The following is a 20,344-nucleotide window of genomic DNA, read 5'->3' as shown; positions in this document are numbered from 1 at the left end:
GTGCGCGGAGGTAACCATGGAGCTCGCGGAGTTGTACCGCGACATCGTCGAGGCGTCACCGGACGGCATCTGGGTCGTGGACCTGGAGGGCCGTACTCGGTATGCCAACACGCAGGTCGCGACGCTCCTCGGCATCCCCGAGGGCGACCCGGTCACGGTCTCGGCGCTCGACGTCCTGGACTCCGAGGGCCCTGACCAGCTCGCCTCGCACGGAACCGAGCGGAGCTCCGCTCGGGCGAGCGGGGCCGACGTGGAGTGCCGCCTCAGGCGCCACGACGGCACCGTCGTGTGGGTGCTGGTCCGGGAGAACCCGCTCTACGACTCCACCGGGGAGCTGGTGGGCACCCTGCTGCGGCTCAGCGAGTACGGCGAGCGCCGCCGGCTGTTCGAGGAGCTGAGCGCCACCAGCCGGCAGCTCGCCGAGGCCCAGCGCATCGCCCGGGTCGGGAGCTGGGAGTGGGACATCGCGCGCGACGTGGTGCGCGGCTCGAACGGTGTGCGCGCGCTGCCGAGCACCACCACTGCCGACGGCCGCAACACGCTGCGCCAGTTCCTCGACCGGGTGCACCCCCAGGACCGCCCCGTCGTCGAGGCCGCGGTGGCCCGGTCGCTGGAGGAGGGTGTCGAGCTCGCCTTCGAGGCACGGCTGCGCGGCTCGTCGGGCTGGGTGTGGACCCGCAGCCGGGCCGAGGTCACCCACGACGCCTCCGGGCGCCCGGCGTACATGTCGGGCACCCACCAGGACATCACCGAGTTCAAGGAGGCCCAGGGCGCACTGGAGGACATGGTCCGGCAGAACGCGCTGATGCAGGCGGTCGCCGCCGCCGCCAACGAGGCGGCCGACCTGGAGGAGGTCCTCGGCAACGCCCAGACCCTGGTGATGCTGCACGACGACTGGGAGCGGGGCCGGGCGTTCGTGCCCACGGCCGACGGAGACGACGTCGTCCCTCTCTACCTGCACGAGGCCGACCGCCTCGCCGACGCCCAGGAGCCGGCCAAGGCCGCGATCGAACGGCGTGCGGCCCGCTGCGCCCTGCACGAGCGCGGCGTGGTGTGGGACGACGCCAAGCTCACGATCGCCTTCCCGGTGCTGCTGGGCGAACAGGTCGTCGCACTCGTCGCGATCACCTCCTCTCCCCCGCTGTACCGCCGCGCGATGGTCCAGGGGATGGTGGAGGAGGTCGCCATCCAGCTGGCCCGGGTCGCCGAGCGCGACCACGCCGCCCGCGAGCTCGCCGCGGCCCGCGACCAGGCGATGGAGGCGTCGCGGCAGAAGTCGGACTTCCTGGCCACGATGAGCCACGAGATCCGAACCCCGCTCAACGGCGTGATCGGGCTCAACGACCTCCTCACCCGCACCCGCCTCGACGAGCACCAGCAGCGGCTGGTCTCGGGGGTCCAGGTGGCGAGCCGGGCCCTGCTCGCCGTCATCAACGACATCCTCGACTTCTCCAAGATCGAGGCCGGTCGACTCGAGCTGGAGCACCTCGACTTCGACGTGCGCGCGGTCTTCGACCAGGTGGCCAGCCTGCTCGCGCAGAGCGCGCGGTCCAAGGGCCTGGAGCTGATGGTGGCCTGCCACCCCGACGTACCGGAGGTGCTGGCCGGAGACCCGACCAGGTTGGCCCAGGTGCTGACCAACCTGGGCTCCAACGCGGTCAAGTTCACCGCCGCGGGCGAGGTGCTGATCCGCGCCACCGCAGTGGCCGCCCCCGACGGCGGCCACCTGCTGCGGGTGGAGGTCAGCGACACCGGCATCGGCATCGAGGACGAGCAGCGCGAGCAGATCTTCGACCCCTTCTCCCAGGCGGACGTCTCCACCACCCGCCGCTTCGGCGGAACCGGCCTCGGCCTGGCCATCGCGCGCGAGATCGTGGAGGCGCTGGGCGGTGAGATCGGGGTCGAGAGCCGTCCCGGAGAGGGCAGCACCTTCTGGTTCACCGCGCACTTCGCGGAGCCCACCGGCTCGCAGTCGGACCCGCTCGACGACCGGGCGCGCTCCGCGCTGAGCGGCCTGCGGATGCTCGTCGTCGACGACAACTCGCACAACCGGATGATCCTGTGCGAGCAGCTGTCCTGGTGGGAGGTCGGCACGCTGAGCGTGGCGACGGCCCAGGACGCGCTGCTCGCGCTGGACGAGGCACGCGCGAGCGGCCAGCCCTTCCGCGCCGTGCTGCTGGACATGGCGATGCCCGACCAGGACGGGCTGGACCTGGCCGACGCCGTACGCCGCGACCCGGCCAACGACGCGGTCCGGCTCATCATGCTCACCTCCTCCACCCCGCCCGACCAGGCCCGGCTGCGCACCAGCGGCATCTCCGCCTGCCTGACCAAGCCCGTGCTGGCCTCGTCGCTGCGCGGCACGCTGATGCGTGAGCTCGGCGGCGGAGTGCCCCAGGACGCCCCGGAGCAGCCGGTGGCCAGCCACGGCCCCCGCCGCCGGATCCTCGTGGTCGAGGACAACCCCGTCAACCAGCTGGTCGCGGCCGGCTTCCTGGAGGCGCTGGGCTACGTCAGCGACACCGCCTCCGACGGGCTGGAGGCCCTCGACGCGGTCGCCGCGGCGAGCTACGACGCGGTGCTCATGGACGTGCAGATGCCGCGGATGGACGGCTACACCGCCACCCGCCGGATCCGCGAGCGCGAGGCCGAGGCTCAGGGCCCGCGGACCCCGGTGCTGGCGATGACCGCCGCGGCGATCGAGGGCGAGCGCGAGCGCTGCCTCGACGCGGGGATGGACGACTTCCTGACCAAGCCGGTCGACCCGGCGGCGCTGGGTGCCATGCTGGACCTCTGGATCTCCGGGGATCCGGCCGCTGCCCCCGCCACGGCGGAGGCGGACGGGGCCCCCGAGACCCCCGCCGAGCCCCGTCGAAGCGAAGAACCCGAGGAGCAACCCGTGCCGTCCGGACTCGACCTGTCCCGGTTGAACATGCTGCGCGACATCGATCCCGGCAACACCGCCTACCTCGACCGGGCGATCGCGAACTTCGTCAAGAACTCCGACGCGGCGCTGAGCACGCTGCGCACCGCGGTGGCCGCCGAGGACGCCGAGGACATGCGGCAGGCGGCGCACAAGCTGCGCGGCAGCGCCCTGAACCTCGGGATGCCGGCGGTCGGGGCGGCCGCGCTGGAGCTGGAGACGCTGGGCGACTCCGGCTCCACCGCCGGTGCCTGCGCCATGCTCGACGTCCTCGAGGCCGAGCTGGAGCGGGGCCGCGAGCAGCTGCTCGGCTACCAGCGCAGCTACCAGCAGGCGGACGCCGACGCCTGAGCCCCGACCCGGCGGTGAGCGCCCGCGCGACTCTTCGACGGGTCACACCGCTGTCTCATCGGGCTCTCAGAGTCCCCCGACAATGTCGACGCCATGAGTGACTTCGCCATGCCGCCGACGTCCCCCACGCCGACGCCCCCGACGCCCCCGACGCCGCCGACGCCGCCGACATCGCAGCCGCCGACGCCCCGCCGGCCCCGGCGGGCGCGGGTGCTGCTCGGCGCCGGGGTGCTCGGCCTCAGCCTGCTCAGCGCCGGGATCGGCGCGGCCACGGCGATCGGGATGACCGACGGCGGCGAGGACCCCGAGCCCGTCGGCACGAGCGTGGTCGCCGGCGAGGACCTTCCCGCCGACGAGGGCTCGGTGCAGCAGGTGGCCGATGCGGTGCTGCCCTCCGTCGTCCAGATCAAGGTGGTGGGCCTACGGGGCTCGGGCTCCGGCTCGGGCGTCGTGATCAGCGACGACGGCAAGATCCTCACCAACGACCACGTGGTCGCCGGTGCAGAGCGCGGACGCATCACGGTCAGCTTCAACGACGGGACCTCGGCGCCCGCGCGCATCGTCGGCACCGACCCGGTGACCGACCTCGCGGTGATCTCCGCCGAGGGGGTCTCCGACCTCACCCCGGCCACGATCGCCACCGGCGACCACGTCGACGTCGGCGAGGAGGTGGTCGCGATCGGCTCGCCGTTCGGTCTGGCCGCCACGGTGACCAGCGGCATCGTCAGCGCCCTGGACCGCCCGGTGAGCGTCGGGCAGAGCACGCAGGGCGTCGACACCATCTATCCCGCCATCCAGACCGACGCGGCGATCAACCCGGGCAACTCCGGCGGGCCGCTGGTGAACATGGCCGGCGAGGTGGTCGGCATCAACTCCTCCATCCGCACCGCGTCCTCGTCGGCGTACGGCGAGTCCGAGAGCGGCTCGATCGGGCTGGGCTTCGCCATCCCGATCAGCAAGGTGTGGCCGATCGTGGAGCAGCTCCTGGCCGGCGACCCGGCCACCCACGCGCGGATCGGGGTCTCGGTGCGCGACGTGGTCAGCGAGGACGGACTGGTCAGCGGGGCGGGCGTGCAGCGCGTCGAGGACGGCTCCGCCGCCGCCCGGGCCGGCCTGCGCGCCGGTGACGTGATCACCAAGGTCGACGACTTCGTGGTCACCGACGCCGAGAGCCTGATCGCGTTCATCCGCGGTGAGCGGCCCGGGGACGAGGTCACCGTGACGGTGGTCCGCGACGACGAGCCGCGCAGCGTCGAGATCACGCTCGACAGCGACGCGGACACGTCCGGCTCCTGAGCGGGGCGCCCCCTCAGCCGGGGGCGTCCCAGGCCGGGCGTCCGGCGAGGATGCGCAGCAGGTGCTCGAGCCGGCGGTCCTCCTGCTCGGGATGCGGGCACAGCACGGCGCTGAGCGCCTCCCCGTCGAGCTGGTGCACGATCCCCATCAGCATGCTCTCGACCTCCGGCTCGGGGATCTGCCGCGCGATCGGCAGCGAGCGGCCGAGCTCCACGATCTCCTGGTGGTAGCGCGCGACCATCGGCGCCAGCTCGGCGCGCAGCTCGGGGTCGGTGCGGGCGGCGACGAGCAGCTCGTACCAGGCCGCGTTGACCGGCGCCCGACAGGCCACCCGCAGCAGCCGCAGGCACTCGGGCACCGTCGCCGCGCTCAGCTGGGCGAGCCCCTCGCGGAACCCGTCGAGCTGGCGGGCGCGCACCTCCTCGGCGGCCGCGACGATCAGTGCCGGCCGGGTCGGGAAGTGGCGGAACAGGCCACCCTGGGAGACGCCGGTGCGCCGGCTGATCTCCGCGGTGGTGGTCCGGGCGTAGCCGACCTCGCTGAGCGCGTCCACGGTCGCCCCGACCAGCGTGGCGATCGTGGACGCGCGCCGCTGCGCCTGGGTACGGCGCGGGCTCGTCGTCGTGGCTACGGCGCCACCGCCTCGGTCGGGCGCAGCCGACGGACCGGGGTGACCGTGCCACGCGGCTCCTCGGCGCGCAGGAACCGGCCGGTGCCGAGCGTGCGGCCGTAGCCCTCGACGAACTCGCCGTCGCGGTAGACGAGCGTGCCGCCGACCACGGTGGCGGTGAGCGCCGCGTCGTTGCGGTTGACGATGCGGCTCAGGTTGCCGAACTCCTCGATCGTGGCCTCGTGGTACTCGTCCACGCGCGCGTCGAGGCCCGCGGGGTCCACCACCACGATGTCGGCCCGGTCCCCGACGCGGATGCCGCCGGCGTCGAGGAGGTAGAACTCCGCGAGCTCGCCGGTCAGCTTGTGCACCGCCTGCTCGACGGAGAGGAACGGCTTCGCGCTCTGCTGGGCCTCGTGGACGCGGCGCAGCAGGCAGATCCCGAAGTTGTAGAACGCCATGTTGCGCAGGTGCGCTCCGGCGTCGGAGAAGCCGATGCTGACGCCCGGGGTGGTGACGAGCTTGTCGGCCACCTCGCGGCGGGTGTTGGCGATGTCGGTCTTCCAGCGCAGCTTGGTGCCGTACTCCACGACGAGGTCGAGGTAGCAGTCCACCGGGTGCAGTCCGCGCTCACGGGCGACGGCGCCGATCCTGCGGCCGACCAGCGTGGTGTCGGGGCACTCGGTGATCTCGGCGTCGTCGAAGTCGCGGTGCCACACCCGGGGCGAGAACTTCTTGTCGAAGTCCTTGCGGAAGCGGCGCCGGTAGTCCTCGTCGGCGAGCAGGCCGTTGCGCTCCACCTCGTCACGCAGGTGCAGCGCCTCGCGACCGGTGCCGAACTCCTCGAAGACGACCAGGTCGATGCCGTCGGCCCAGACCCGGAAGGTGGTGGGCAGGTGCTGCCAGGTGAACCGGCCGCCGCCGATCTTGTTGGCGATCAGGGCCACCGGCGCGAAGATGCGGTGCACCCAGGGCTCGGCCTTGGTGTCGGCGGCCGAGAGCAGCGAGACCCGCAGCGGCTTGCGCAGGCGGCCCATCGAGGTGCTCGCGTAGAACGCGACGTCGTACTTCTTGTTGAGGTTGGGCACCCCCTGCAGCACCCGGCCCCGGCGGCGCAGCACCTTGCTGACCCGGCGGAACTCCTTCCAGGTGGCGTACGTCGAGGGCAGCTGGCGCGAGCGGTAGCGGTCGCCGTCGAGCTTGTCCCAGGGGTTGGTCATCGTGGAGACCCCCAGGAAGCCCGCGTCCAGGGCCTCCTCGATGCGGCGCTCGATCTCGGCCATCTCCTCGGGCGTGGCCCGCTCGTCGGGGTCGGTGGCCCGCCCCAGCCCCATCACGCTGGCCCGGGCGTCGGAGTGGCCCAGGAACGAGGCGATGTTCGGCCCCAGCGGCATCGCCTCGATCGCGTCCACCCACTCCTGCGGCGTCGACCAGGTCTTGGTCTCCTCCAGCGCCGCCAGCACGTGGGCCCGCGGCAGCGCCTCGACCCGGCTGAACAGGTCGGCGATGTCGAGCGGACTGGAGTAGACCGAGGAGATCGAGCAGTTGCCGACCAGCACCGAGGTGACGCCGTGGCGCACGGACTCGTTGAGGCCCGGAGCGACCTGCACCTCGGCGTCGTAGTGGGTGTGCGCGTCGACGAAGCCCGGCATCACCCAGCGACCGGCGGCCTCGACGACCTCGGTCTCGGGCCCGATCGGCAGCGGGTCGGGGCTCACCGCCACGACCCGGCCGTCGCGGACGCCGACGTCCGCCACCACGCCGGGGGCACCGTGCCCGTCGTAGTAGGTGCCGCCGCGGACCACCAGGTCGAATGCGCTCATGGTTGTGACCTTCCTCACTAGGTCCGGCGAACCTAACATGGCGAGCGCGCTCTCGCTATGTGGAGCAGACCGCTTTCCGTGCCGCCGCCGGCCGGGTCACGAACGGCGTCGGCGGCTGACCACGCCGTCGCGCAGCACCTGGGTGAGCTCGGAGCGCACGGTGCGGCGGCGCAGCACGGGGGTGTCGTCGGCCTCGGTGGCCCGCATCCCGGCCACCGTCTCCTCCAGCACCTCGACCGCGTCCCGGGTCGGTCGCCAGCCGAGCTCCCGAGCGGCGCGACCACAGTCGAGCAGCGGGACCGAGAAGGCCAGATCCACCCAGCCCGGGTCGACCTGCTGCAGCCGCGCATGCCAGGCGGCCGAGGCCCCCGCCCGCAGCACCGGTGCGGGGAGGTGGACGGGACGGGCGCCCAGCACCCGGCCGATGTCGGGCGGCCGGAGCACCCCGGCGGCCAGGTTGAAGGCGCCCGGCGCCCTCGCCTCGAGCACGCGCGCGTAGGCGTCGGCGACATCGTCGGCGTGCACCATCGGCACGGCGAGGCGGCGATCCAGCGGGAGCACGGGCAGCACGTCGAGGACCCGGGCCGGGAGCGCGGCCGGCAGGCCGTAGCGCAGCAGCGCGCTGCCGGCGCTGCGCTGCCCCACGATGCCGGGCCGGATCCGGGTCACGACGCGGTCCGGGTGCGCCCGCTCGTGGGCGTCGAGGAGACGCTCGGCGGCCGCCTTGTGTCGGCTGTACGGCGAGGTCGGGACGCCGTCGGTCGGCCACGACTCGTCGACCGGCTCGTCGTCGACCTTGGGCGAGTACGCCCCGATCGAGGACATGTGCACCAGGTGCCCGACGCCCACGTCCGCCACCACGTCGAGGACGCGACGGGTGCCGCCGACCCCGAGCTCCCCGAGGTGGTCCAGGTCGTGCGAGGGCTGGAAGCCCCAGGCCAGGTGGACGACGGCGTCGGCCCCGCTGAACGCGTCGTGCAGGGGCGTGGCACAGGAGTCCTCGGTGAGGTCGGCACTGATCCAGTCCACGCGGTCGAACGGCGGACCGGCATCCGGCAGGCGCCGGACCACGCCGACGATGTCGTGGCCGTCGGCGGTGAGCCGGCGGAGCAGGGCCGAGCCGATGTTGCCGCTGGCGCCGGTGATCGCGATGCGCACGAGAAGCCCCCTGCGAGCCGATGGGAGGGTCGGACCCGCCCCCGGTGCCCGCGCGGCGCCACTTCACACGCCGCGCCGCCGTGCCGGCGGGCCGTCTAGGGTCGGTGGGCATGGGGCGAATCCGTGTCGGCATCTCGGGGTGGACCTACGCCGGGTGGCGCGGCGACTTCTATCCCCCCGGCCTCGTCCAGCGCCGGGAGCTGGCCTACGCCGCCGAGCGGATGAGCTCGATCGAGATCAACGGGTCGTTCTACTCGCTGCAGCGCGCCTCGTCGTACGTGTCGTGGCGCGAGCAGACCCCCGACGACTTCGTCTTCGCGGTCAAGGGCGGTCGCTACATCACCCACATGCTGAAGCTGCGCGGGGTCGAGACGGCGCTGGCCAACTTCTTCGCCTCCGGCGTGCTCGCGCTGGGTCCCAAGCTGGGCCCGGTGCTGTGGCAGCTGCCGGCCAACCTCCCCTTCGACGCGGAGCGGGTCGGGGCGTTCTTCGCCCAGCTGCCCCGCACGACGTACCAGGCGGCCGCCCTGGCGCGTGGCCACGACGCCAAGCTCCCCGAGGACCGGGCGTGGACGAGCGCCGAGAGCGACCAGCCGATCCGGCACGCGCTGGAGTTCCGCAGCGAGTCGTTCTGCACCGAGGAGGCGTTCGCGCTGATGCACGAGCACGACATCGCCTGCGTGGTCGCCGACACCGCCGGCCGGTTCCCGATGCCGGACGTGCCCAGCAGCGACTTCACCTACGTGCGCCTGCACGGGGACACCGAGCTGTACACCAGCGGCTACAGCGCCGAGGCGCTGGACCGGTGGGCGCAGCGCTGTCGCGACTGGGCCGAGGCGGGCCGCGACGTCTACGTCTACTTCGACAACGACGCGAAGGGGTTCGCCCCGCACGACGCCCTCGCGCTGGCGCGGCGCCTGGGCTGAGCCGGGCTATGCGGACGGTGGCACAATGGAGACAGAGGCCCCGGACGGCCCGTTTTTCGTCCCCCCGTGGACGGGTTGGCCGGGGTCTCCTCCTGTCGCGGCACCCCTCGCAGCGGATCTGAGGGCCGGCTCAGTCCTCCGCCACCCCCTCCGGGGTGAGCTCGGCGAGGCGCTCGGTGTCCGTCTGCGTCCAGCCCGCGGGCGGCAGGATCGCGGCCCACGCCCAGACCGGCTCGCGCCCGAACCGGTGCCCCTGGCCGATCGGGACCTGGTTGGCCATCAGCTGGTCCGCGGCGAGCTGCAGCATGGTCACCACGGGGATCCAGCGGATGTCGGGCGAGACCCCCTCGCCGCGCGGCTCCTCCAGCCAGTCGGGTCGCCGGAGAACCTCACGATGCTGCCGCCGTCGTAGACCGGCTCGACCTCGGTGGTGGCCGGGTCGCGCTCGTCGGTGAACCGGCTCCACAGCCGGTTGTTGCTGGTGGGCCCGACGAACAGGGCGCCGTCGATGCGGTTCGCCATGTCCTGCTCGCCGCTGAAGGCGGCCTCCCCGCCGAGGCTGCCCAGGCTCTCGCCGCTGACCACCAGGCGTGGCCGGTCCCCCTCCGGCCGCTCGAGCAGGCGGGCGTAGACGGCGTCGAACAGCAGCCGCCCGGCGTCCTCGGCCCGCCCGCTGTCGAGCAGGAACGACAACGGGCTGGGCAGGTAGGAGTACTGCATGCTCACCGTGGCGGTGTCGCCGTTCCACATGTACTCCAGGGCCTGGGCCTGGTGCTCGTTGACCCACCCCCGGCCGGTCCCGGTGACCACGTTGACCACGGCCCGGTCGAGGCCGCCGAGGCGCACCAGCTCGTCGGCGGCGGCCCGGGCCTCCTCGCGCAGGTCGATCTCGCCGTCGGTGCCGATGCCGACGTAGGCCCGCACCGGCTCCGTCGCGCGCCGCCCGCTGAAGAGCCCGATCTCCTCGGCCGTGGGGCGGTTGTCGATGAAGATCCGGCCCTGCCGCCCCAGCCGGTCCCAGCTCACCTGCGAACGCGGCCCCGCCGACACGTACGGCGTGTCCGGGGGCCGCCGGTCGGTGCGGAACTCGTCGTTCACCGCCACCGAGGCGGCGTCCAGCGAGGCCAGCACCCGCCCGGTGGCGACGTCGACCAGCACGGTGTAGCCCAGCACCACGGCGGCCAGGACGCCGAGCACCCCGGCGACCGGTGCGGGCAGCACCCGGCCGGCGAGGTGCGCGACCCACCGGCCCAGGGCCCGCACCAGCCGCGAGAGCGCGACCAGGACGACGAAGAGCGTGACGGCGACGACGACCGTCGCCACCACCTCGACGAGATCGATCGGCTCCATCCCGATCAGGTCGCGAAGCTCGTTCTCCCACTGGTGGAACCACCACAGCATCAGCACGCTGCCGAGCACCGCGACGACGCCGTAGCCGATCCAGGCCGCGCGGCGTACCCGGTCCGGCAGGTCCAGGCCACAGCACCGCGCCATCCACCCCAGCAGCCCGCCCACCCCGTAGCCCAGCCACGCCGAGAGGGCGACGACCACTCCCTGGTAGAGGGCGCCGCGCGGCAGCAGGGAGGGAGTCAGCGCCAGCCACGCCCCGGCGGTGGCCCCCAGGGCCGCGGACAGCGGACAGCCGAGCCGGCGGATCATCAAGGTGATGTCACCTCCGAGAGGTGGTCGCTCACGCGAGCGTGTCGGCGCTCAGCACCCTAGACCCGCGCAGGGGGGCCTCGGCAACCTTCCTGGCGGCCCTCACCCGACGTCCGGTGGACCTGTGGGGCGGGTGGGGCTCGAACCCACGACCCAAGGATTATGAGTCCTCTGCTCTAACCGACTGAGCTACCGCCCCGCACGGAGCTGGGGCTGCCAGCTCCGCGCCCGGAGCCTACCGGTCGGCCGACTCGCTCCTGCGCGGGACTCAGGTTCCCTCGCCAGCAGCCGATGCAGCAGACGGACAGAAGGAACTGCCCGTCTGGTCCCCCGCCTGGTGGGGCCGGATCCTGACCTCAGGAGATCCCCACGTGTCGACCCCCTTTCCGGGCGCTCGCCGGTACACGGCGGCGCTCGCAGCACTCCTCGCAGTCCTCCTCGCCGCGCTGAGCATGGCCGGCCTCGCCGAGCGGCCGGCGCGCGCCGCGGAGCCGTCCGAGGCCCGCCCGGCGCTGCGGGCCGAGCACCTGCTCGACCACGGACTCCGGGTCGACCGCCGCCGGCTGTCGGTGTACGCCGCGGCCCCGGCGCGGGTGCGCCCCGGGGCGGGGTTCGTCGTGGGAGGCAACGTCAAGCTGGCCGGGGGCCGGCACCCGCGGCCCGCGACGGTCCGGCTCCTGCAGCTCAGCGGCAACCGCTGGGTCGTCAAGCAGAAGCGGCAGACCGATGCCCAGGGGCACTACCGGTTCAGCGTCGCGGGCTACCCGCTCACCCAGACCGTGACGCTGCGGGTGCGCGCTCTCACCAGGGGCGTCAGCCGCGACAGCGCGCCCGTCCGGATCCAGATCGTGGCAGCGGCGAGCCCGACCACGGGCCTGAGCGAGTTGGGCGACCCGAGGGACTTCACCCGGGTCATCGGGCCGGGCTGGCGATGGGATCCGTGCCAGCCGATCACCTGGCGCTACAACGCCCATCGGGGATACCCGCGGGCGCTCTCCCACCTCGACGAGGCGCTCGAGCGGATCAGCCTGCACACGGGCCTGGACTTCGAGTACCTGGGCACGACCCCCCATGTCCCGTTCGCCGACGCGGACCGACCCCAGGACGCCGACGTGGTCGTCTCCTGGGCGACCGCCGCGCAGAGCCGCCACCTCGAGGGCGGGGTGGTCGGCTGGGCCTCCGCGAGCGGCAAGCGCACCGGCCCGGGTGCCGGGGAGTTCCTGACCGGGGCGGTCCTGCTGGACTCGGGCCAGAGCAACGACCTCGCCCAGGGCTTCGCCAGCCAGGGCTCGCCCACCTGGGGCCAGGTGATGGTGCACGAGCTCCTGCACGTGATGGGGCTGGGCCACGCGCGGTCGGGCGTGCAGCTGATGGCGCCGTACCTCACCGCACAGAACCACCGCTTCGGTGCCGGGGACCTGGCCGGGATGAAGGCCATCGGCGCCGAGCAGGGCTGCATCGCCGACAGCCGGCGCTGACCTCCGCCGGCCGGGATGGCGCTTTCCCGGCGCCGAGGCCAGGCTGAGCCTGTCGTGTGCGCGGCGCACCACAGGCAGGAGCCGACATGGAGCCCAGCTCGTCCACCGTCTTCGTGCCCACCCGGCTCGGCCGGCTGCAGGTGCGCACGATCGGCACCGGGAGGCCGATCGTGCTGTGGCCCTCGATGTTCGCCGACAGCCACACCTGGGACCGGCTCGTCGGGCTGCTGGGCCCGGAGCGTCGCTACCTGCTCGTCGACCCGCCGGGACTGGGGCTGAGCGAGGCGCTGACCCGTCCCAGTGACATCCCGGGCGCCGCCGACGCCGCCCTGGACCTGCTCGGGGGCCTGGACATCGACGAGCCGGTGGACTGGGTGGGCAACGCCTTCGGCGGACACGTCGGGTTCGAGCTCGCGGTGCGCCCCGGCGTGCTGCGCAGCCTGGTCGCGGTGAGCTCGCCCCCGGAGGCACTGCCCGCCTCGCTGCGCCGGCAGATCCACCTGCTGCTGCCGCTGCTCAGGGCGGCGGGACCGGTCGCCCTGGTGCGCAGCAGCATCCTCTCGGCTCTGCTCACCGAGGCCTCCGCGGCCCAGGAGCCGATCCGTCAGGTCGTCCTCGACTCGCTCGCGCGGCCGACGCGCCGCAGCCTGGCGCTCGCCGTACGCTCCTTCATCCTCAACCGCCGCGACGTCACCGCGCAGCTGCCGGGCTTCGTGGCGCCCAGCCTGTTCGTGGCCTCCGACGATCGCGGCGACTGGGGCCCGCAGGAGGCCCAGCACGCGGCCACTCTCGCGCCGGGCGCCGAGGCGGTGACCGTCCACGCCGCCCGCACGCTGATCCCGCTGGAGCAGCCGGAGGCCCTCGCGGAGCAGGTACGGCGGTTCTGGGCGCGTCTGGGCTGACCCGGCCGGGGCGCGGAGCGCCTCAGAGCGTGAAGACCAGGCGGGCCCGCGCACGCCCGGAGAGCACCTCGTCGATGGCGCCGTTGACGTCCTCGAGCTCGCGCGGCTCCGCGATCACCCGGGTGCGCCCGTGGGCGTGCAGCTCGAACACCTCCGCCAGGTCCTGCCGGGTCCCGACGATGGAGCCGATGACGCTGATCCCGCCGAGGACGGTGGGGAAGATCGGGAGGGCCATCGGGCCCTCGTCCTCCGCGGGCAGCCCCACGCACACCAGCCGGCCCCCGCGTCGCAGCGAGGCGAAGGCCTGCTCGAACACCGAGGGCGCGGTGGCCAGCACGACCGCGACGTCGGCGCCCCCCAGCGCCTCGATGGCCGCGACCGGATCGACGGCGCGCGCGTTCACCACGTGGTCGGCGCCCAGCTCGGTGGCGAGCTGGAGCTTCTGGTCGTCCACGTCGACGGCGATCACGATGCCGCCGACCAGCCGGGCGTACTGGATGGCGAGGTGGCCCAGACCGCCGATCCCGAACACCGCGACCCGCTCGGTGGGCTCGATGCGCGCCACCTTGATCGCCTTGTAGGTGGTGACGCCCGCGCAGGTCAGCGGCGCCGCGTCGATCGGGCTCACCCCGTCCGGCACGCGCACCACGTAGGCCGCCTCCGCTACGGCGTACTGCGCGAAGCCCCCGTCCACGGAGAACCCGGTGTTGCGCTGCTCCAGGCAGAGCGTCTCGCGGCCCGAGACGCAGTAGTCGCAGTGCCCGCACGCGTAGCCCAGCCACGGGATCGCGACCCGGTCGCCGACGGCCACCGCGTCCGCCCCCACGCCCAGGGCCTCGACGATCCCGACGCCCTCGTGGCCGGGCACGAAGGGCGGGCTCGGCTTGACCGGCCACTCCCCCTTCGCGGCGTGGATGTCGGTGTGGCACAGCCCGCAGGCCTCGATGCGCACCAGGGCCTGGCCCGGGCCGGGCTCCGGCACGGGCCTGTCGGCGAGGGTGAGCGGCTCGGTGAAACTGGTGACGACGGCAGCCTTCATGTCTCCACAGTGAGGCAGATCACTGGATCTGGCCAGGGTGGCCCGTCCCCGACCCCGTCGACGGCAGGAGACCACCCCGGACGAGAAAAGGGCCTCCGACCTGTATCTCCAGGTCAGAGGCCCTTCACTTGCTCCCCCGGTTGGACTCGAACCAACAACCCTCCGGTTAACAGCCGAATGCTCTGCCAGTTGAGCTACAGGGGACCGCTAGGCAGCGGGGAAACCCTAGCAAGTGCCTGGGTGCATGCGAAATCGGGTGGTGGTCCCGGGCGTGCCGCGACGAGGTCGCTAACGCTCCCCGACCTCGGCCTGGGCCTCGCTCAGCGCCCGGGTCGCGAGGTCCACCACGGCCGGGTCCTCGGGGTCCACGCCGGCGTCGTACTCGAAGAACCAGCGAAGCGGACGGTCGCCGCGCGGCGCCCGGCGCGCGATCACCGCGAGTCCGTGGCGCCCCTCGACCTTCACCCGTCGCTGGAGCACGATGCTGGCCGTGACCCGCTCACGCACCAGCTGCAGCAGCAGCGCCGGCTCGGTCAGCTCCAGGCGGTGGTCGGGGCGGAGGACCCCCCAGGTGCCGACCTCGGTGACGCGCAGGGTGGAGGTCTCGGCGTCCCAGTCGGCCGCCTCGATGTCCTCCCAGGCGATCCGCAGCGTCGAGCCTGCGCTCTCGCCGGGCAGGTGCAGCGCGTCGCGCGTGCCGACCACGACGCGGCCGTCGCGGGTGGGGGCCCAGGCCAGCGCCTTCTCCCCGGCGGGGAGCCGGACGTCGGGCCGCTCGCGACGCCGGATCACGAGGACGCCCCGATGGCCAGGTCGCGCAGGCTGCGGCGGTGCTGCTCGAGGGCGACCAGCTCACCGAACATCTTGTTGTACTCCGTCGCGTGCTCGACGGGGTTGGTTCGCTGCAGGCGCGACTTGAGGTCGGCGATGCGTCGCATGGCGGTCAGCTCCTGAAGCCGGTAGACGTGGGCGGCGACGTACGTCGCGTCGGGCTCGCGCAGCAGCGGCTCCACGGCGAGCGCGCTGATCGCGGCGGAGACCTCGGGCTCACCGGCCGCCTGGTCGCGCAGCCGCGCGGCCCAGCCCGGGTCGCTGGTGCCCGTGGCGGGTCCGCCGGAGGCGTGCACCGCCTGCCAGACGCTGCGGTAGGTGGGGTGGGTGAAGTCGTTGTCCGCCACGTCGCCGATCACCGCGCCCACCTGCGCGGGATGCTGGATCACCAGCTTCAGCGTCTCGCGCTCCAGCGCGAAGCGCGGGTCGCGGAGGCTGGGCAGCTGGCGACGCGGCGGCGCGGCGGGCTCGCCGCCGCCGGCCGCGGGTCCGGTGGCGCGCGAGCCGGTGCGCGTCTCGACCGGTGCGGAGCGGCCGCGGGCCTGGGCGCGCTTGACCTCCGAGCGCGCCTGCTCGATGTCGACGCCGACCATCCCGGCGATCTCGCGCGCGAAGGCGTCGACCTTGGAGCGGTCCCGCACGCTCGAGACCAGGCGCGCCGCCTCGCGCACGGCGTCGACGCGGGCGTCGGCACGGTCGAGGTCGTACTTGCCGACCACGTTCCCGAGCACGAACCGGTACAGCGGCACCCGGCGGGCCACCAGCTCCCGGACCGCGGCGTCGCCCTGCGCCAGGCGCAGGTCGCAGGGGTCCATCCCGTCCGGCTCGACCGCCACGTAGGTCTGGGAGACGAAGTTCTGGTCGCCCGCGAAGGCGCGCAAGGCCGCCTTCTGTCCGGCGGCGTCGCCGTCGAAGGTGAAGATGACCTCGCCGCGGAACTCCTCGTGGTCGTGCATGAAACGGCGCAGCACCCGCGCGTGGTCGTCGCCGAAGGCGGTCCCGCAGGTGGCGATCGCGGTCTTCACCCCGGCCAGGTGGCAGGCCATCACGTCGGTGTACCCCTCGACCACCACGGCCTGGGAGGTCCGGGCGATGTCGCGCCGGGCCAGGTCGAGGCCGTAGAGGACGTGGCTCTTCTTGTACAGCGGCGTCTCGGAGGTGTTGAGGTACTTCGCGTCGATGCGGTCGTCGTCGAAGATCCGGCGCGCGCCGAACCCGATGGTGTCGCCGCTGGCGTCGCGGATCGGCCACAGCAGCCGTCCCCGGAAGCGGTCGTAGGTGCTGCGCCCCTGACCGACCAGCCCGGCCACCACGAGCTCCTCGTCGCGGAAGCCCTTCTGGCGCAGGTGGCGCAGCAGCGCCTCACCGTCGCGGGGGGCGAAGCCGACGCCGAACGTCTCGGCCGCCTGCTGGTCGAAGCCCCGGCTGCCCAGGAACTGGCGCGCGACGAGCGCCTCGGGGGTGCCCAGCTGGCCGGCGTAGAACTCCTGGGCGGCACGGTTCGCCTCGACCAGGCGGGTCCGCGGCGGGCCCTTGGGGCGCTGGTCGGCCTCCTCGCCCTCCTCGCGGCGCAGCTGCACGCCGTACTTGTCGGCGAGCTTCTCGATCGCCTCCACGAAGCCGAGCCCGTCGATCTTCATCAGGAAGGCGATCACGTCGCCGCCCTCGTTGCAGCCGAAGCAGTGCCAGAACTGGCGGGCGGGGGTGACGTGGAACGACGGCGACTTCTCGTCGTGGAAGGGGCACAGTCCCTTCTGCGAGCCGCCGCCGGCGTTGCGCAGCGTGACGTAGTCGGAGACGACCTCGTCGATGCGCGCCTTCTCACGCACCTCGGCGATGTCCTCATCGCGGATCAGCCCAACCACAGCCGGAGTCTACGGCTCAGCCGATCGGGCCGGAGCAGCCCTCCACCACGACGCCTCAGTAGTCCCCCGCCATCTGGTTGGCCAGCGCCTCCCCGGCCGCGAACCGCGCCAGCTGTGCCTGCACCAGACGGTGCGCGCGCGGCCACATCGCGCTGCTGGCGCCGCCGACGTGCGGCGAGACCAGGAGGTGCGGCGCCTGCCACAGCGGGTGCTCGGCGGGCATCGGCTCGGTGTCGACGACATCGACGGCCGCGCTGATCCGACCGGTGTGCAGCTCCGCGACGAGCGCGTCGGTGTCCACCACGGCGCCGCGGGCCATGTTGACCAGCAGCGCCCCGTCGCGCAGCCGGGAGAGGAAGTCGGCGTCGACGAGCCCCCGGGTCTGCTCGGTAAGCGGCACGATCAGCACCACCACGTCGGCGGCCGGCAGCAGGTCCGGCAGCTCCTCGAAGGCGTGCACGCCCGCGCGGGCGGTGCGCGCCACGCGCACCACGTCGGCCTCGAAGGCGCGCACCCGGGCCTCGATGGCCTGCCCGATCGCGCCGTAGCCCACGATGAGCACCCTCTTGTCGGCCAGTGACTCACTCCACCGGGGCTCCCACGAGGCCCGGTCCTGGGCCCGCACGAAGTCCGGCACGCCACGCAGGGACGCCAGGATCAGGGTCAGGGTCAGCTCGGCGGTGGAGGTGTCGTGGATGCCGCGCCCGTTGCACAGGGTGACCCCGGCGGGGACCCGGGCCCGGACGTTGTCGACTCCCGCGGAGAGGGTCTGCACCACCCGCAGGCTGCTCATCCGCGGGAGGACGTCGCCCACGTCGCTGCTCATCCGGTACGGCGTGACGTAGAACTCGACGTCGCCCACCGAGTCGGGCACGTGCTCGGAGGGGTCGACGACCTCGTAGCGCAGGCCCGCGGGCACGTCGCCGAGCAGGGCGGGTTCGAAGGGCAGCCAGACCAGGGGTTCGCTCACCCGGGTGAGACTACGGGCCCGCGACCACGCCCGTGCCACACAGGCGGCGGTGCCACGCCACGGCGCTCGCGTCGGTCAGCGACGCCACCTGGTCGATGACCACCCGGCGACGCTGGGCGTCGTCGACCGCCTCCGCCCAGTCGCCGGCGAAGGGCCCCTCCAGGGTGACCGGGGCGTCGCGCCAGACGGCCTCCACCAGCTCGGCCATCAGCTGGCGCTGGCGCTCCATCAGCGCGACCCGGTCGTCGGCGCGCATCACGTAGTGGGCGGCGATCCCCTTGAGGACGGCGATCTCCAGGCGGGTCACCTCCGGCACCACCAGGTCGGCGCGGTAGCGCACGAACGGGCCGTCGCCGGCGGCCCAGGTGGCCGCCTGGACGCTGCCGCAGAAGCGGCCGACCAGGTCGCTGGTGAGATTCTTCAGCGCGGCCAGGCTGCGCCGGCTGCCGTCGTACGGCGTGCGGGGCCAGCTGCCCTGGGTCTGCAGCCCGGCGAGGACCGCGTCCAGCGTGGCGTCGTCGGCGCTCGGCACGTACCAGTCGCGCACCGTCTGGAAGACCTCGTGGCGCTCGGCCTCGACCAGGGTGAGGTCGATGCGTCCCGCGACCACGCCGTCCTCCACGTCGTGCACGGAGTAGGCGACGTCGTCGGCGAGGTCCATCACCTGGGCCTCCAGGCAGCGCGCGCTGCCCTCGACTCCGGCGCGCATCCAGTCGAACACCGGGCGGTCGTCGTCGTAGACGCCGAACTTCACCACGAAGCGCGGCGAGCCGTCGGCGTGCACGCCGCGCGGGGGCTCGGCGGCGCTGCGCGGCCAGGGGTACTTGGTGCAGGCGTCGAGGGTGGCCCGGGTCAGGTTGAGCCCCACCGAGCGGGCGCCGGGGTCGTCGCCGGTGAACGTCTTGGCCTCGAGCCGGGTGAGCAGCCGCAGCGTCTGGGCGTTGCCCTCGAACCCGCCGCAGTCGGTGCTGAGCTCGGCGAGCACCTGCTCGCCGTTGTGGCCGAACGGCGGGTGGCCCAGGTCGTGGGCCAGCGCCGCGGTCTCCACGATGTCGGGGTGGCAGCCCAGCGCGCGGGCCAGGTCGCGGCCCACCTGGGCGACCTCGAGGCTGTGGGTGAGGCGGTTGCGCACGAAGTCGTCGGACTGCGGCCCGACGACCTGCGTCTTGGCGGCCAGCCGGCGGCTCGCCGCGGCGTGCACGACGCGGGCGCGGTCGCGCTCGAAGGCGGTGCGGATCGGCGCGTCGACCCGCTTGGGCGGCTCGTCGACGATCCGCTCGCGGGAGGCGGCGTCGTACAGGTCGGGGTCCAGGTCATCCATCGCCTGCGACCCTAGCGCCGGGCACCGACCCTCCGACGAGGCCCCGCCCGCCGGCGGGCTGCAGGGGAGGACAAGCCGGGGCACGGCCGACGTACTCCCCACACGAAAACCCCACTTCCCACGTGTTCCTTCATGTGGGAAGCGGGGGTTTCACGAGTTAACTCGTGAAAGCCGCGGCCGCGGCCGCAGTCCTCAGTTCGTCGTGACGTGCACGTGGTCGTAGTGGTTCGCGGTGCTCGAGCCGCGGTCGGACATCGAGCGCCAGCCCTCGCCGGAGCGCTCGACCGACCAGATCTTCTGGGCGTAGATCAGGTAGGAGACGCCGAGCTCGGCGTAGTTGGCGCGGATGAACTCCGCGACCTCCCAGCCGCGGTCGCCGCTGACCATGATGTCCACGGCCAGCCCCTGGGAGTGCTCGCCGTCGCCGCGGAAGGTGCCGTAGGTGGTGATCTCGGGGAACGCCGCGCAGACGGCCTGGTGCACCGCGGAGACGTTGGGGCTCACGCCGGAGGCGACCGAGGTGCCGTTGGTGCACTCGCCGCCGATGCCCTCGACGGGCTTCTCCTCGGAGAGGTAGCCGGCACTCACCCAGTAGGCGGCGCCCTTGATGACGATCTCCTCGCGGCCGGACTCGGCGCGCTCGGTGACCAGGACCTTCTCGCCGGCGTCGACGACGCCGGCCTGGCGGGCCCCGGCGCCGGGGCCGTCCCAGAGGTTGAGGTCCTCGGTGGTCCACATCCGGGTGTCGGCGCGGGACACGGCCCGGCGGGTCTCGGCGGCCTCGCGGGCCGCCCGGGCCTCGGCTCGGGCCTGGGCGCGGGCCTCGGCCTTCGCCTTGGCGGCGGCCGCGGCGCGGCGGGCCTTGCGGGCCTCGGCGCGCTGCTCGCGCACCTCGGCGACGGCGGCCGCGTCGGCCGGGAGCAGAGCGGTGCGACCGGAGGCCCGGGAGACCACCTCACGGTCGGTCACGTCGATGAGGGAGCTGTCCGCTCGGTAGGTGTCGTCGCTGGAGGCAGGGTTGCTGCCGAGCACGCCGAGGCTGACGGCGGAGAGGGTGGCGAGTACCGCGATGGGCGCGGCCACAAGAACTGCAGTGGGCTTACGGCGGGCATCGGTGTCCCGCTTGTGGCTGTTTGCCACGGCGCTGATCCTTAGCTGTTGCTGGCGGAGACGCCCCGGACGGAGATGGTCC

Annotated in this window: 14 protein-coding genes, 2 tRNA genes and 1 pseudogene; 5 read left to right on the top strand and 12 right to left on the bottom strand. The window is 73.4% G+C overall.

Annotated elements, in window-relative coordinates:
- Positions 1–16 precede the first annotated feature (16 nt).
- Together AC6EH9_RS09945 and AC6EH9_RS09940 are read left to right on the top strand one after the other, a co-directional pair.
- The gene (locus tag AC6EH9_RS09945) at positions 17–3,274 is read left to right on the top strand and encodes a response regulator (RefSeq protein ID WP_498422686.1); all 3,258 of its coding nucleotides are present in this window, start codon (positions 17–19) and stop codon (positions 3,272–3,274) included.
- Between the two features lie 93 nt (positions 3,275–3,367).
- Complete coding sequence (locus AC6EH9_RS09940) at positions 3,368–4,570, top strand: S1C family serine protease (protein WP_498422684.1); 1,203 nt, start codon at positions 3,368–3,370, stop codon at positions 4,568–4,570.
- 13 nt (positions 4,571–4,583) lie between these two features.
- Here AC6EH9_RS09940 and AC6EH9_RS09935 read toward each other — a convergent pair whose 3' ends face one another.
- From AC6EH9_RS09935 to AC6EH9_RS09925, 3 genes are all read right to left on the bottom strand, one after another.
- The gene (locus AC6EH9_RS09935; RefSeq protein ID WP_498422682.1) at positions 4,584–5,123 is read right to left on the bottom strand and encodes a TetR/AcrR family transcriptional regulator; all 540 of its coding nucleotides are present in this window, start codon (positions 5,121–5,123) and stop codon (positions 4,584–4,586) included.
- A 74-nt stretch (positions 5,124–5,197) separates the two neighbouring features.
- A complete protein-coding gene (locus AC6EH9_RS09930) occupies positions 5,198–7,003 on the bottom strand; it encodes an N-acyl-D-amino-acid deacylase family protein (RefSeq protein WP_498422680.1) in 1,806 nt (601 codons plus the stop codon).
- Positions 7,004–7,099: 96 nt separating this feature from the next.
- Positions 7,100–8,161, bottom strand: a complete 1,062-nt coding sequence (locus tag AC6EH9_RS09925) for an NAD-dependent epimerase/dehydratase family protein (protein WP_498422678.1) — start codon at positions 8,159–8,161, stop codon at positions 7,100–7,102.
- Between the two features lie 110 nt (positions 8,162–8,271).
- Between AC6EH9_RS09925 and AC6EH9_RS09920 the strand changes: the two genes are divergently transcribed.
- The gene (locus AC6EH9_RS09920) at positions 8,272–9,087 is read left to right on the top strand and encodes a DUF72 domain-containing protein (RefSeq protein WP_498422676.1); all 816 of its coding nucleotides are present in this window, start codon (positions 8,272–8,274) and stop codon (positions 9,085–9,087) included.
- A gap of 130 nt (positions 9,088–9,217) precedes the next feature.
- On the opposite strand, the pseudogene AC6EH9_RS09915 reads toward AC6EH9_RS09920, so the two are convergent.
- Positions 9,218–10,746 (bottom strand): annotated as a pseudogene (locus tag AC6EH9_RS09915) (alpha/beta-hydrolase family protein).
- A 125-nt stretch (positions 10,747–10,871) separates the two neighbouring features.
- A tRNA-Ile gene (locus AC6EH9_RS09910) sits at positions 10,872–10,945 on the bottom strand.
- A 172-nt stretch (positions 10,946–11,117) separates the two neighbouring features.
- On the opposite strand from AC6EH9_RS09910, the gene AC6EH9_RS09905 reads away from it, so the two are divergent.
- Entirely contained in the window at positions 11,118–12,224 is a 1,107-nt protein-coding gene (locus AC6EH9_RS09905; protein WP_498422674.1) for a matrixin family metalloprotease, read from the top strand.
- An 86-nt stretch (positions 12,225–12,310) separates the two neighbouring features.
- Positions 12,311–13,126: an alpha/beta fold hydrolase gene (locus AC6EH9_RS09900; RefSeq protein WP_498422672.1), complete on the top strand. Its 816-nt coding sequence runs from the start codon at positions 12,311–12,313 to the stop codon at positions 13,124–13,126.
- A 22-nt stretch (positions 13,127–13,148) separates the two neighbouring features.
- Here AC6EH9_RS09900 and adhP read toward each other — a convergent pair whose 3' ends face one another.
- The 7 genes from adhP to AC6EH9_RS09865 form a co-directional block, all read right to left on the bottom strand.
- A complete protein-coding gene (adhP, locus tag AC6EH9_RS09895; protein WP_498422669.1) occupies positions 13,149–14,165 on the bottom strand; it encodes an alcohol dehydrogenase AdhP in 1,017 nt (338 codons plus the stop codon).
- A gap of 131 nt (positions 14,166–14,296) precedes the next feature.
- Positions 14,297–14,369 (bottom strand) — tRNA-Asn (locus AC6EH9_RS09890).
- 84 nt (positions 14,370–14,453) lie between these two features.
- The gene (locus AC6EH9_RS09885) at positions 14,454–14,957 is read right to left on the bottom strand and encodes a hypothetical protein (RefSeq protein ID WP_498422667.1); all 504 of its coding nucleotides are present in this window, start codon (positions 14,955–14,957) and stop codon (positions 14,454–14,456) included.
- Positions 14,954–16,861 (bottom strand): DNA primase, encoded by a 1,908-nt coding sequence (gene dnaG, locus AC6EH9_RS09880; protein ID WP_498422664.1) that lies wholly within the window; start codon positions 16,859–16,861, stop codon positions 14,954–14,956. The genes AC6EH9_RS09885 and dnaG overlap by 4 nt, the downstream gene beginning before the upstream one ends.
- Before the next feature lie 55 nt (positions 16,862–16,916).
- Positions 16,917–17,831 carry a 2-hydroxyacid dehydrogenase gene (locus AC6EH9_RS09875; protein ID WP_498422662.1) on the bottom strand — a complete coding sequence of 305 codons (915 nt, stop codon included), beginning with the start codon at positions 17,829–17,831 and terminating at the stop codon, positions 16,917–16,919.
- Positions 17,832–17,841: 10 nt separating this feature from the next.
- Positions 17,842–19,152, bottom strand: coding sequence for a deoxyguanosinetriphosphate triphosphohydrolase (locus tag AC6EH9_RS09870; protein ID WP_498422660.1), 1,311 nt, complete (start codon positions 19,150–19,152; stop codon positions 17,842–17,844).
- Between the two features lie 192 nt (positions 19,153–19,344).
- Positions 19,345–20,292, bottom strand: a complete 948-nt coding sequence (locus AC6EH9_RS09865) for a VldE C-terminal domain-containing protein (protein ID WP_498422657.1) — start codon at positions 20,290–20,292, stop codon at positions 19,345–19,347.
- Between the last annotated feature and the right edge of the window lie 52 nt (positions 20,293–20,344).

This window comes from Nocardioides sp. Z21_20 (genome assembly GCF_059766585.1).
This window is presented reverse-complemented; position numbering and strand designations above follow the sequence as displayed.